Raw genomic sequence first — 12,730 nt, forward strand, 5'->3', positions numbered from 1 at the left:
CCCCCGTCTCGACCTCCACGGTATGCACAAAGCCTCTGATGCGCCCGGCAGCCGGATCATTCAGGCCGCTGCGTGGCCTCGCGCGCGCGTGGCGCCGCCCCCGGGCCCGCAGTGACGCCCGGAAGCGCACAAAAGTTGTTCCTCCGGGCACATTGGCGCGACCTTCCAGCGCATGATCATCATCGCCGTGTCGCTGACCGTGGCCCTCGTGGCCGCCGACCTGCTCGAGCTGGGCTCCCGCCGCCGCGATCGCGTGTAGCGACCGGCGTCAGGCCCGGACCTACAAAAAGGTGCCCGGCTTGAGCCCGCTCCGGCCTGGGGCCGACGTGCGCTCAAGCCGGGCGGTGGAAAGAGCCGTAGGGGTCCGGGCCGTCCGGTACGATCAGCCCGCGGCCTCGGCGCCTTCCGCCGCGGCGCCACCCTTCTTCGGCAGGTCGAAGAGCGCCGACAGCTCGACCTTCTCCTGCTTCTTCTGCTCCAGGATGCGGTTGACCGCGCGCAGCAGGCGCGTCTTCGCGGGGCCGCTGATCGGCTTGCCCTGCAACGCGGCGCTCAGCGTGCGGTCGGTCACCGGGCGGCCGCTGCGCGGCTTCTTCGCGCCGGCGGCCTCCTTCTTCTTCGCGGCGTCCTCGCTGCCGCGCGCCAGCCGCTTGGTCAGGCGGATCGCCCGATCCTCGGGCTGCAGCCGCTCGATCTTGACCGACGCCGCCAGGATGCGGCGGGGGTCGATCTTCTTTTCCTTCAAGAAATCTTCGATCTTGGTGCCCATCGTCGTCACTTGCCCCGAAAGGGCGGCGACCCTATCACGGTCGATGTCGCTGTGCATCTGCGACGTTTACCCTTTGCGTCGCCCTGGGGTAGCTTGTCGCGATGACCCTCCTGGCCGAGCTCGACGAAGCCGCACGCGTCATTCGCCAACGAATTCCGGCGCTTCCGAGCGTCGGTGTGGTGCTGGGCTCAGGGCTCGGGGGCTGGGGCGACGAGCTCTCCGGGCTCGTGAAGGTCCCCTACGCCGAGATCCCCGGCATGCCCCGGCCCGCCGTCGAGGGGCACGCGGGCTTTCTCTGCGCCGGGCGCGTCGGGGACGTGCCGGTCGCCTGCCTGCAGGGCCGCGCGCACCTCTACGAGGGGCACCCGCCGGCGAAGGCCGTGTTCGGCGTGCGCGTGCTCGCGCGGCTCGGCTGCCGCGCCGTGCTCCTGACGAACGCGGCCGGCGGCATCAACCCCGGCTTCGCCGCCGGCGATCTCATGCTGCTCACCGATCACCTGAACCTGATGGGGACGAACCCGCTCGTCGGGCCGAACGACGACGCGCTCGGCAAGCGCTTCCCCGACATGACCTACGCGCACGATCCCCGGCTGCTCGATCTCGCGCGGGCGGCGGCGAGCGAAGCCGGCGTCCCGCTGCGCGAGGGCGTCTACGCCGGGCTGCTCGGCCCGACGTACGAGACGCCGGCGGAGATCCGGATGCTGCGCACGCTCGGGGCAGACGCGGTCGGGATGAGCACCGTCCCGGAGATCATCGCGCTCCGGCACATGGGCGTGCCGGCCGCGGCCATCTCGTGCATCACGAACCTCGCGGCGGGCCTGACCCAGCGCGAGCTCGATCACAAGGAGGTCGAGGAGACCGCCCGGAGGGCGCGCGCTCGGTTCACGGCGCTGCTCTCGACGTGGGTCCGCCGCGTCGGCGCCGAGGCCGCGGCCGGGAGCGCGGCGTCGTGAGCCGCGCCCCGCAGGACGCCGGCGAGGCGCCCGCCGCGGCCGGGGCGGCGCCGGCGATCGACTGGGACGCGCTCGACCGGGCGGCGCTCGCCGTCCGGGAGCGCGCGCACGCGCCGTACTCGGGCTACTGGGTGGGCGCGGCGATCCTCGTGCGATCCGGCCGCGTGTTCGCCGGCTGCAACGTCGAGAACGCCTCGTACGGGCTCGCCATCTGCGCCGAGCGCTCGGCCATCGTGCAGATGGTCGCGGCCGGCGAGCGCGACCCGATCGCGCTCACCGTCGCCACCAGCGGACCCGTCCTCGGCAGCCCGTGCGGCATGTGCCGGCAGACCCTCGCCGAGTTCGCCGCCGATCTCCCGATCCGCCTCATCGCCGCCGACGGCGGCGCGCCGGCCCGGCTCACCTCGCTGGCAGCGCTCCTGCCCGAGGCGTTCGGGGCGGCCGCGCTCTCGCGCTGATCGCCCCGCGCGCCGCCCGCGCCAGCGAGCGCCGCCGGCTCACTCGACCGACAGCACCTCGTTCTGCTCGATCTGCGACAGCGCGGAGGCGAGCGCCTCCCGCGCGCGCTCCAGCGAGGCGCGGTCCTCGCCCCATTTCGAGCGCGCCTTCTGCAGGCGGGCTCGCTCGACGGCGAGCTGCTCCGCGAGCTGCTCGCCCTGCGTCCTCAGGGTGTCGCGCTCCTCGGTCCGGTGCGAGAGCTGCGCGCCGAGCTCGCTCTCCCGCTGCTCGGCCTCGGCGAGCCGGCCCTGGAGCGCCTCGACGTCGCGCGCCCGCTCGGCGAGCTCGCCCTGCAGGCGGTCGCGCTCCCCGGTGCGGGCGGAGAGCTCGCCCGCGCGCTGCTCCAGCTGCTGATCGAGTTCGTGCGCCCGGGCCTCGAGGTGCGCCACCTGGTTGCGCGCCTGCCCGAGCTCGGTGGAGAGCCCGCGGGCGATCTCGTCCAGCTCGTGCTTCTGCGCCGCCCACGCGGCCTCGCGCTCGGCGATCTCGGCCTGATGCGCCCCGCGGAGGTCGGTGAGCGCCTGCGCGTGCGCCGCCTCGATCTGCGCCTGCCGCTCGGCGGCGCGCGCCTCGAGGTCGGCCACCCGCGCCGCGTGCGCCTGCTCGGCGGCGCGCACGGCCTCCTCGCGCTCCTCGACGAGCTCGCGCTCTCGCGCCGCGAGCCGCGCCGCGAAGTCCTCTCGCGCCGCCTCGAGCGCCCGCGCGTGCTCGTTCGCCTGCCCCTCGACGGCGGCCGCGTGCTCGGTCCGCAGCGCCTCCAGCGCGGCCGCGTGCTCGCGATCGCGCCGCTCCCTGTCGTCCGCGTGCTCGCGCCGCAGCGTCTCCAGCGCGGTCGCGTGCTCGCCCCGCAGCGCCTCGACGGCGGCCGCGTGCTCGCCCCGCAGCGCCTCGACGGCGGTCGCGTGCTCGCCCCGCAGCGCCTCGACGGCGGTCGCGTGCTCGCCCTGCTGCCGCTCGAGCGCGGCGACCTGCTCGGCCCGCGCCCCCTGCAGCGCGGCCGCGTGCTCCGCGCTCATGCGCTCGACGGCGGCGGCGTGCTCCGCGCGCGCCGCGTCCAGCGCGGCGGCGTGCTCGGCGCGCGCCGCGTCCAGCGCCGCCGCGTGCTCCCGGTCGCGCCGCTCGGTCTCGCCCGCGTGCTCGCGCCGGAGCGCCTCGACGGCGGCCTCGTGCTCGCGCTGCGACGTCGCGACCGCCGCGTCGTGCTCCGCCCTCTGCCGGTCCAGCGCCGCAGCGTGCTCCGCCCTCAGGCCATCCATCGCCGCGGCATGCTCGGCCCTGAGCCGATCGACGACGGCGGCGTGCTCCGCCCTCAGGCCGTCCATGGCAGCGGCGTGCTCCGCTCTCAGGCCGTCCGCCGTCGCCGCGTGCTCGGCCTTTGCCCGCTCGAGCGTCGCCGCGTGCTCGCCGGCCAGCTTGTCGATGGCCGCCGCGTGCTCGCCGGCCAGCCTGTCGGCGGCCGCGCGGTGCTCGGCGGCCTGCTGCTCCACGCGGGCGGCGTGCTCGGCGCTCAGCCGCTCGACCTCCGCCCGGTGCGCCGCGGCCGCCTGCTCGAAGCGCTCCCGCTCCGCCTGCGCGCTCTCCTCGATCTCGCGCCGCGCCGACGCCTCGACGGCGGCGATCGCCTGCGCCCTCTCGTCCGCCGCGGAGCGCAGCGCCTCCGTGTGCGCGGCCTCCGCGTCCATCAACGCTTGCCGGGCCGCCGACAGATCCGCGTCGCGGCCGGCGATCTGCGCCTGCAGCTTCTCGGCGCGCGCCCTGAAGTCGTCGGCGCGCTTTGCGGCGAGCTCCTTGTCCGCGCGCAGCGACGCCACCTGCGCGTCGAGGTCCTCGCTCGCGCGCTCGAGCTCCAGGATGCGGTCGACCTGGTCGGCCTTCTCCCGCTCGAGCGACAGCGCCTGATCCCGGAGCTCCAGGAGCTCCTTGTCCTTGCGCGACATCTGGTCGCGGAGCGCGAGGATCTCCTTGTCTTTCTTGTTCAGCGCCTCGCGCAGATCGAGGAACTCGCGGCTCGACACGCCGCCGGGCCTGGAGGGGCTGCTGCCGGTCGCGGCCTTCGCCCTGAGCTCATCGAGCTCGCGCCGCAGGCGGGCCGCCTCCTGGCTGCTGTCGTTCGCCGAAGAGAGCTCGCCCTCGAGGCGGTGCGACGTGGCGCGCGCGGCGGCCACCTCCTTGGTGAGGCGGACGATCTCGTCCTTGGACCGGTCCAGCTCGGCGCGCAGGCGCTCGATCTCGCCCGCGTCGGCGTCGGATCGCGGCGCCGGCGGCGCAGGGGTCAGCCTGCCGCGCTCGGAGACGGGCGCGCGGTAGGCGCCCCCGCGGTCGGAGACGGGCGCGCGGTAGGCGCCCCCGCGCTCGGAGACAGGCGCGCGGTAGGCGGCCACGGGCGACGAGCTCACCGGCGGCGGCGCCGAGGCCGGCAACGGCGTGCTGGTGGACGTCGGCGTCCGCGTCGACGGCGCGGCCGAGGGCGTCCGCGCAGACGGCGCGACCGAGGGCGTCCGCGTCGACGGCGCGACCGAGGGCGTCCGCGTCGACGGCGCGACCGAGGGCCTGACGTCGGTCCGCTCCTCCTCTTCGTCGCGGATCAACCGGGTAAACGCGCCGCCGATGAACTCCTCGATGTCCTCGTCCGATTTGCCGGAATCCGACCTCACCGCGGGCGCTTGCGGCGGCTTCGTCGGCCCTGGCGCCCGCGCGCGATCCTGCGCGGCGGCGGCGGGCGGCGGCGGCGCGGCGGACGGCGGCCGGGGCGCGACCGACGGCGGCCGAGGCGGGGCCGGCGGCGGCGGCGGCGGCGGCGCGGCGGACGGCGGCCTCGGCGCGGCGGGCGGCGGCGGCGCGACGCTCGCGGGCGTGCCGTTCGAGGACACCGCCGCCGTGATGATCGTGGGATCGCCCGAGTCCTCGTCGATGTCGGCCTCGAGCACCTCGGCCTCGTCGATCATGATCGGATCGGCCTCGGCCTCGTCGCCGTCGAGCGGGACGTAGTTGCGGATGTGCTCGAGGAGCTCGCCGAACGCGATCGGCTTGTGGATGTAGTCCTCCGCCCGCGTCCTGAGCTTGCGGTGCTGCTCGAACGTCTCCTCGCTCGACTCGCTCGACATGATGACGAGCGGGACGTCCTTGAGCTGCACGTCCTTCTTGAGCTTGTTGCAGACCGAGAAGCCGTTCATGCGCGGCAGCTCGATCGACAGGAGGATGAGGTCGGGGCGATCCGCCGCGGCGGCCTGCAGGCCGACGTTGCCGTCGTCGACGACCTGAACGGTGCAGCCAAGGCGGCCGAGTTCCGTGCGGAGCTCCCCGGCGAACGCCGGATCGCTCTCAAATACGAGGACTTTCGTCATGTTCCGGGTGTGCGCGGGTTCGGAGGGGAACCCAAGATATCGGCCCCCTTCGACGAGTGTCAAACACGAGGCTGGTTGACTCGTTCAGGCCGTCCGGCCGACGACGCGCTGCGCGAAACGCCGGCCGAGGGCGAACCTGGACAGTCCCACCATGGCGCCTGCGGGGCCGACGGCCGACAGCAGCCCACCCGCGCGCCCGCGGGTCAGGTCGCGGCGAAGTGGCCGGTCGGCTCGTCGCCGAAGCACAGGCCCATCTCGCGGGCCGTGACGACCGTGTCCGAGTCGAGCGGCACGGTCTTCGTCTTTCCCGCGACCTCGTCGAGGGGGACCAGCTCGATCCGGTTCGCCCGCAGCGCGACCATCCCGCTCCCGCAGTCCTCGACGAGGCAGCGCGCCGCGGCCGCGCCGAAGCGGAGCGCGAGCAGGCGGTCCGCCGTCGTGGGCCCCCCGCCGCGCTGCAGGTGGCCGAGCACCATCGAGCGCGCCTCCTTGCCCGTCCGGGCGGCGAGCTCCTTGGCGACGCGCTCGGCCACGCCCCCGAGGACGGCGGTGCGACGGAAGGCGTCGCCCGCGTCCTTGATGATCAGCTCTCCCCCCTGCGAATACGCCCCCTCCGCCGCCACCACGATGGAGAAGCGCCGCCCGCGCGACTCCCGGAGGCGGATCTTGTCGGCGATCGGCTCGTACCGGAACGGGATCTCCGGCATCAGGATGACGTCCGCGCCCCCGGCCATCCCGGCGTTGAGCGCGATCCAGCCGGCGTGCCGCCCCATCACCTCCACGACCATGATCCGCTCGTGCGCCTCGGTGGTGGTGTGGAGCCGGTCGAGCGCCTCGGTCGCGATGGACACGGCCGTGTCGAAGCCGAACGTGATGTCCGTGCAGCAGACGTCGTTGTCGATCGTCTTCGGCACGCCGATGACGAGGGGCAGCCCGCGCTGGAGGAGCTCGTGCGCGATCCGCATCGAGCCGTCGCCGCCCACGGCGATGAGCGCGTCGAACCCCAGCGCGCGGAACCGCCGCACGAGATCCTCGGACCGATCCCGCGGCACGAGCCCGTGCTCGCCCGGCGTCGGGTAGTGGAACGGATCGCCGCGGTTCGCGGTGCCCAGGATGGTGCCCCCGAGGTGCGCGATGCCCCGCACACGCTCGCGATCGAGCCGGATGAGCCCGTCCGGCGAGTCGTCGAGCAACCCGCGGTAGCCCTGCCGTATCCCCCAGACCTCCCAGCCACGCTCGAGCGCGCCGAGCGTGGCCGCGCGGATCACAGCGTTGAGCCCGGGCGCGTCGCCGCCGCCGGTGCTGATAGCGATCTTACGTGCCGCCATGAGGCGGCCAGCATTGCGAGCCATCCTCGGCGACGCAATAGACATCTTCCTCGCCCGAGCCTCGAAAGGCGCGGGGCGCGCGTGACAGCCACGCTTCGCGTCGACGACGAACGACGGCGCGCGGCGCGCTGGAGGAGCGAAGACGCCTCCGCGAAGCGTGGTTCGCACCGGCGCGCGCCGTGTGGTCGGGGCCGCTCTGCGGCGCGCCTCGCGGCGGGAGCGGCGCCGCATGACGGTCGCGAGCGCCGGCGACAGGGTATAGGGGCATGCGCATGCGATCACCCCGGCTGCGCGCCCCCGTATGAACCGCGCCACCCTGATCCGAGGCATCCAGGTCATCGTCACGCTCACGCTCGCGTCGTTCGCGTACGTGCTCTACAGCGAGATCCACGACAAGCAGGCGAGCCTCGCCGCCGGGCTCGCGCACGTGCGGCCGGGCTGGCTGCTCGTCGGCGCCGTGCTGGCGCTGCAAGAGGGCGTGTTCGGAGGCCTCAGGATCTGGGTCCTCGGGCGCGTGCTCTGGCCCGGGCTCCGCGTGCGCACCGCGGTGACCTCGGAGTTCGTGCTGATGTTCTGCGCCGGCGTGACCCCGGGACAGGCCGGCGCCGCGCCGTCGCAGGCCGCCGTGCTCGTGCACGGGGGCATGCGGCTCGTCGACGTGGCCACGGCGGAGCTGCTCACCGCCTCGTGCACGGTCTCGTTCTTCCTCCTCTCGGCCGTCGCCATCTTCGCGCTGCGGCAGAGCGGGATGCTGGTCTTGCACGGGGGCCCGCAGATCGAGTGGCTGCTCTTCTTCACCATCGCCATGTTCGGCTCGGCGCTCGTCGGGCTGATCTTCGCGGCGGCGTACCCGCCGCTGCTCAAGGCGATCGTCCGCGCGCTGTCGGTGCCGCTCGGGGGGCTCCTGCGCGCCGCGATGCGGGTCGCCCGGCGCGTGCCCCGGCTGCGGGCCCGCGCCGACGCCGCGCTCGCCGCACCCCACGCCACGACCGCGCGCGTCTTGCACGGCGTGGACGAGTTCCACAAGGGCTTCCGCATCTACATGCGCCGCGGGAAGCGCGCCTACGCCGCCGCGCTGCTGCTCACGTTCGGCTTCTTCTGGTCGCGGTTCGCCGTCGCCTACTTCATCCTGCTCGGGCTCGGCATCCCGACGACGCCCTCGACCTTCGTCTCGGTGGGCCCGCCGGTCGTCCAGGTCGTCCTGACGCAGACGGTGCTCAACTTCGCGCTCTACATGAGCCCCACGCCCGGCGCGAGCGGCGTCGCCGAGCTCGGCTCGAACGCGCTCATGTCGCCCTGGGTCGAGGGCGCGTTCGTGGTGCCGTACGTCGTCCTGTGGCGGGTGCTCACCCTGTTCCTCTGCATGTTCGTGGGGGGCATCTATGTCTTCCGCTACCTCGGCACCGACGTGCTCGAGGCGCAGGTGGAGCAGACGGAGGCGGAAAAGCGAGCGCTCGAGGCGGCGCGCGCCGCCGGCGGTGCGCCTGCGAGCGCCGCGCCCGCGAGCGTGTCGGAGGGCGGGGAGGAGGCCGCCGGCCGGCGGCGCGGCGCGGGGTGATGCTGGGGGGACCGGCGCGGACCGGCGCGCGCCGCGCCGCGGGATCAGCGCGCGGGGATGGGCACGGCCGCGAACTGGACGACCTTGCCGCGCCGCACCTTGAGGAGCGCCGTCGACCCCTCCTTGGTCTTGCCGATGGCCGCGCGGAGGCCGGCGACGTCCTTGATCGGGGCGCCGTTCACCTCGAGGATCACGTCGCCCACCTGGAGCTCCTGCGTGTCGACGCCCTGCGCGAACCCGTCGACCCGCACCCCGCCGCCCACCACGTCGGAGACGTGGATGCCGAGCTTCTCGGCGCTCTGCTGCCGCTCGGGCCGCGCGCCCTGGATCGGCCGCGCGCGGCCCTGCGCGTCGCCCTCCTCGTCCTGGAGCGCGTCCAGCTTGGCCCGGAGCTCCTGCCGCTTCTGGCCGCGCACCACGGTCACCTCGATCTCCGAGCCGGGCGCGTTGCGCGCCACGTTGCGCCGCAGCTCCTCGGCGTGGAGGATCGGGGTGCCGTTCACGTCGACGATCACGTCGCCCGGCTTGATGCCGGCGCGCGCGGCGGCCCCGCCCGGCTCGACCTCGGCGACGAGCGCGCCCTTGGGCGTGTCCAGCTGGAGCGCCGCGGCGAGCTCGCGCGTGACGGGCTGGAACGAGAGGCCGAGCTTGCCGCGCTCGACGAAGCCCTTCTCGCGGAGCTGCGGGAGCACGTCCTTCAGCGCGTCGACCGGGATCGCGAAGCCGATGCCGTTCGCGCCCGCCCGGATCGCCGTGTTGATGCCCACGACCTCGCCCCGCCAGTTGAACAGCGGCCCGCCGCTGTTGCCCGGGTTGATCGAGGCGTCGGTCTGGATGAAGTCGTCGTACGGCCCCGCGCCGATCGCGCGCGCCTTCGCGCTGACGATGCCGAGCGTGACCGTGTGGCCGAGCCCGAAGGGGTTGCCGACCGCGAGCACGTGCTCGCCGACCCGCAGCTGCTCGCTGTCGCCGAGCGGCGCCACGGGCAAGCCGCTCGCGCCCTTCAAGCGGAGGAGCGCCAGATCGAGCTTGGGATCGCGGCCGACGACCTCGGCCTCGAACTCCCGCTCGTCGGCGAGCCGGACGCGCACGCCGGAGGCCTCGTGGATGACGTGCTCGTTCGTCACCACGTAGCCGCTCGGATCGATGATGAAGCCGGTCCCGAGCGCCGTCTGCGGCGGGCGCTGGCCGCCCCGGGGGTTGAGCCGGCCGCCGCCGTGCGGGCCGAAGAAGAAATCGAAGGGGTCGAGCCCCTCGGGACCGCGGGACTCGTGCGTCGTCGTGATGTTGACGACCATCGGCCTGACCCGCTCGGACAGCGCCGCGACGTCGAAGGTGGCCGGCACCGGCGCCGGCGGGAGCGTCACGGTGGAGACGGGCGGCGGCGCCGCGGAGGGCGCGGCGGCGGCGGCCTGGGTGGAAGGGGGCGTGGCGTGAGCCTGCTGGCCGCACCCGCCGAACGCCAGCGCCGCCATCGAGAGCAGCGCCAGGGCCGAGGCGCGAGAGCGATAGGAAACCGCTTGAATCATGGAATCTCCGTCATGCAGTCGAAAGGTCCCGTCCTGCGTTCGGCGAACAGGGGACCGACTGCGTTCATTCCGCCGCACAAATAACCCCACGAGGTCCGCTGACAAGGGCGCGCGCCGCGCGCTGGGCCGGGCGGGCGCCGCGCGCCGGGCCGCCCGTCCCCGGCGGCACGCCGCGCCGGCGGCGGTGTCCGTCGAGATTTGAGCCGCGGGCTCGGTAAGGCTGCTAGGGTGCGCGCTCCTGGAGGCGAGCGAGGGCGATGGGGAGCGACGACGGCCGGCTGCGAGGGCGCAAGATCGGGTTTCTTGGCGGCGGGAACATGGCAGAGGCGCTCATCCGAGGCCTGGTCCAGGGGGGCGCCGTGGGCGCCGAGCAGATCAGGGCGAGCGATCTCAAGAGCGATCGGCTCTCGTTCCTCCACGCGCGGTACGGCATCGAGACCACCGACGACAACGAGGCGCTCTGCCAGTGGGCCGACGTGCTCGTCATCGCCGTCAAGCCGCAGATCGTCGATCGGATCCTCGCGCCCATCTCGTCGGGGCTCGGCCGCGCGGACGTCGTCATCTCGGTGGCGGCCGGCGTGCCGATCGACGCGATCGAGGCGCGCCTGCCGGAGGGCGCGCGCGTCATCCGCAGCATGCCGAACACCGCCGCGATCGCGCTGGCCGGCGCCACGGCGATCTCCGCCGGGAGCCACGCCACGAGCGACGACGTCGAGATCGCGCGGGCCCTGTTCCAGGCGGTCGGCCGCGTGGTCGTGCTCGACGAGTCGCTGCTCGACGCGGTGACCGGCCTGTCGGGCAGCGGCCCCGCGTACGTCATGCTGATGATCGAGGCGCTGGCCGACGGCGGCGTGAAGGTCGGCCTCGGCCGGGACGCGGCGCTGCTGCTCGCGGCGCAGACCGTGTACGGCGCCGCCAAGCTGCAGCTCGAGACCGGCGAGCACCCCGGGCGCCTGAAGGACATGGTGACGAGCCCCGGCGGCACGGCGATCGCGGGGCTCCACACGCTGGAGGCCGGCGGGCTCCGGCGCACCTTGATCGACGCGGTCGAGGCCGCGTCGAACCGCTCGGCCGAGCTGGGTGCGCAGATGGCGCAGAAGCTCCGCCGCACCTGATCGCCCCGCGTCGCGATGCCGCCGTGGCGAGGCCCGCGGCGGCGGCTTGATGACTCGATGGCTCGACGAGCCGATAGCAAATTGCCACAGCTGTCACAGCGGACCGCGGCAGAGGCCCGTTCCCGCGCTGCCCGGGACGTGGCCGGCGCGCGGCGCGGAGGTCTTGGCGTTCGGGCGTCCCTTGACTATGTTCGCCGCGTCGCAGCGGGACAGGCGATCGCCGGCGGCCGGGGGAACCCGGTCGCGGGAGGAAAGTCCGAGCTCCGCAGGGCAGGGTGCCGGGTAACGCCCGGTGAGAGCGATCTCGAGGAAAGTGCCACAGAGAACAGACCGCCGCACCGCGCGCCTCGCGAGGGCGAGGAGCCTCCTGCCCGGACGGGCTGCGCTCCGAGCCTCCGCCGGCTCGCCGCGCGGCAAGGGTGAAACGGCGGGGTAAGAGCCCACCGCGCCCTTGGCAACAAGGGCGGCACGGCAAACCCCACCTGGAGCAAGGCCGCGTAGGGAGGCGTCCGCGGCGGCGACCGCCGCCACGGCAAGGGCTGCCCGCCCCAGGCCTCCGGGTTGGCTGCTTGAGGCGCGCGGCGACGCGCGTCCTAGAGGAATGATCGCCAGCGCGAGGGGGGCGACCCCCCGCGCAACAGAACTCGGCTTACGTCCCCTGCGACCACGGAGCCCCGCCCCGGCGGGGCTCCGTGCTTTTGTGATCGCCCGCCGCTCACCTGTGGCAAGGCGCTACGCCGCCAGCGGCTGCAGGCGGTCGCGCAGCTTCTTCTTCGCGCGCGCCTCGAGCTGCCGAGCCCGCTCGCGCGACACCCCGAGGCGGCGCCCGATCTCGGCGAGCGACAGCTCCTCCTCCGGGTCGGCCATCATCCGGGTCTCGACGATGTACCGCTCGCGCGGGTCGAGGTTCTCCACGGCCTGCGTCAGCCGCTCGCGGAGCAGCGCCCCCTCCTCGGCGCGGGAGAAGCGCTCCTCCTGGTCCTGGTCGTCCGCCGGCAGGGTGTCGACCAGCGACCGGGCGCCGTCCTCGAAGACCTTCGTGTCGAGCGACACGTCTCGGGCCTCCAGCCGGTGCGCCATCTCCAGCACCTTCTCCGCGGGCGCGCCGAACTTCTCGGCCAGGAGCCGATCGCCCTCCTCCCCCTCGCCCACCAGGCCCGCGATGCGCGCCCGCTCCCGCCGTAGCCGGAAGAACATCTTCGAGCGCAGCGGGCCCGAGCCCACGCCGACCAGGCTCCAGGAGTGGATGACGTGGTTCAGGATGTACGCCCGGATCCAGTAGGCCGCGTAGGTCACGAAGCGATTTCCGCGGTCAGGGTCGTACTTGCGGATCGCGTGGACGATCCCGAAGTTCCCCTCGGCGATGAGGTCGGCGAGCGGGATCCCGTACCGCCGGTAGCTGATCGCGATCGAGACAACATGCCTCAGGTTCGCGAGCGCGAGCGCGGCCGCGGCCTGCTCGTCGCCGTGGTCCCTCCACCGTCGAGCGAGCTCGACTTCTTCCTCGCGCGACAGCTCCGGGATCTGCCGAACATGCGTGATGTAGCGCGAAACTGCGCTGGCCTGATCTCGGGACGTTTGCACAGGGTTTCCTTCGAGGTCCGAAGACCCCGGTTCGGTTGTTGAGGCCGGCCGA

General features: G+C 74.0%; 9 protein-coding genes and 1 other RNA gene. 5 read left to right on the forward strand and 5 right to left on the reverse strand.

All coding sequences use genetic code 11. The features are described 5' to 3' along the window. Positions 1-382: 382 nt before the first annotated feature. Positions 383-826, reverse strand: coding sequence for a hypothetical protein (locus WME98_RS06585; protein ID WP_437332643.1), 444 nt, complete (start codon positions 824-826; stop codon positions 383-385). Between the two features lie 44 nt (positions 827-870). Between WME98_RS06585 and WME98_RS06590 the strand changes: the two genes are divergently transcribed. Both WME98_RS06590 and WME98_RS06595 read left to right on the forward strand, forming a co-directional pair. Continuing rightward, complete coding sequence (locus tag WME98_RS06590; protein WP_437950516.1) at positions 871-1,722, forward strand: purine-nucleoside phosphorylase; 852 nt, start codon at positions 871-873, stop codon at positions 1,720-1,722. After that, positions 1,719-2,180, forward strand: coding sequence for a cytidine deaminase (locus WME98_RS06595; protein ID WP_437950517.1), 462 nt, complete (start codon positions 1,719-1,721; stop codon positions 2,178-2,180). Before WME98_RS06590 ends, WME98_RS06595 begins: the two co-directional genes overlap by 4 nt. 39 nt (positions 2,181-2,219) lie before the next feature. Here the strand turns inward: WME98_RS06595 and WME98_RS06600 are convergent, their stop codons facing one another. Together WME98_RS06600 and WME98_RS06605 are read right to left on the reverse strand one after the other, a co-directional pair. Further along, on the reverse strand, positions 2,220-5,564 hold the full coding sequence (locus WME98_RS06600) for a response regulator (RefSeq protein WP_437950518.1): 3,345 nt from the start codon (positions 5,562-5,564) through the stop codon (positions 2,220-2,222). Between the two features lie 203 nt (positions 5,565-5,767). After that, positions 5,768-6,892, reverse strand: a complete 1,125-nt coding sequence (locus WME98_RS06605) for a 6-phosphofructokinase (protein WP_437950519.1) — start codon at positions 6,890-6,892, stop codon at positions 5,768-5,770. 301 nt (positions 6,893-7,193) lie between these two features. Between WME98_RS06605 and WME98_RS06610 the strand changes: the two genes are divergently transcribed. Then, complete coding sequence (locus tag WME98_RS06610) at positions 7,194-8,450, forward strand: lysylphosphatidylglycerol synthase transmembrane domain-containing protein (RefSeq protein WP_437950520.1); 1,257 nt, start codon at positions 7,194-7,196, stop codon at positions 8,448-8,450. 44 nt (positions 8,451-8,494) lie between these two features. Here the strand turns inward: WME98_RS06610 and WME98_RS06615 are convergent, their stop codons facing one another. Further along, the gene (locus WME98_RS06615; RefSeq protein ID WP_437950521.1) at positions 8,495-9,979 is read right to left on the reverse strand and encodes a Do family serine endopeptidase; all 1,485 of its coding nucleotides are present in this window, start codon (positions 9,977-9,979) and stop codon (positions 8,495-8,497) included. Between the two features lie 257 nt (positions 9,980-10,236). On the opposite strand from WME98_RS06615, the gene proC reads away from it, so the two are divergent. Both proC and rnpB read left to right on the forward strand, forming a co-directional pair. Continuing rightward, entirely contained in the window at positions 10,237-11,094 is an 858-nt protein-coding gene (proC, locus tag WME98_RS06620; protein WP_437950522.1) for a pyrroline-5-carboxylate reductase, read from the forward strand. A gap of 201 nt (positions 11,095-11,295) precedes the next feature. Next, an RNA gene (gene rnpB, locus WME98_RS06625) (RNase P RNA component class A) lies at positions 11,296-11,760 on the forward strand. A 66-nt stretch (positions 11,761-11,826) separates the two neighbouring features. Here rnpB and WME98_RS06630 read toward each other — a convergent pair. Then, positions 11,827-12,678, reverse strand: a complete 852-nt coding sequence (locus tag WME98_RS06630; protein ID WP_012238497.1) for a sigma-70 family RNA polymerase sigma factor — start codon at positions 12,676-12,678, stop codon at positions 11,827-11,829. Between the last annotated feature and the right edge of the window lie 52 nt (positions 12,679-12,730).

The organism is Sorangium sp. So ce296 (genome assembly GCF_051529605.1).
In the GTDB taxonomy this organism is placed as follows: Bacteria; Myxococcota_A; Polyangia; order Polyangiales; family Polyangiaceae; genus Sorangium; species Sorangium cellulosum_D.

Coding starts and splice junctions, on each gene's coding strand:
- WME98_RS06585 (WP_437332643.1), bottom strand. CDS start 826: ATGCACAGCGACATCGACCGTGATAGGGTCGCCGCCCTTTCGGGGCAA.
- WME98_RS06610 (WP_437950520.1), top strand. CDS start 7,194: ATGAACCGCGCCACCCTGATCCGAGGCATCCAGGTCATCGTCACGCTC.
- WME98_RS06615 (WP_437950521.1), bottom strand. CDS start 9,979: ATGATTCAAGCGGTTTCCTATCGCTCTCGCGCCTCGGCCCTGGCGCTG.
- proC (WP_437950522.1), top strand. CDS start 10,237: ATGGGGAGCGACGACGGCCGGCTGCGAGGGCGCAAGATCGGGTTTCTT.
- WME98_RS06590 (WP_437950516.1), top strand. CDS start 871: ATGACCCTCCTGGCCGAGCTCGACGAAGCCGCACGCGTCATTCGCCAA.
- WME98_RS06600 (WP_437950518.1), bottom strand. CDS start 5,564: ATGACGAAAGTCCTCGTATTTGAGAGCGATCCGGCGTTCGCCGGGGAG.
- WME98_RS06605 (WP_437950519.1), bottom strand. CDS start 6,892: ATGGCGGCACGTAAGATCGCTATCAGCACCGGCGGCGGCGACGCGCCC.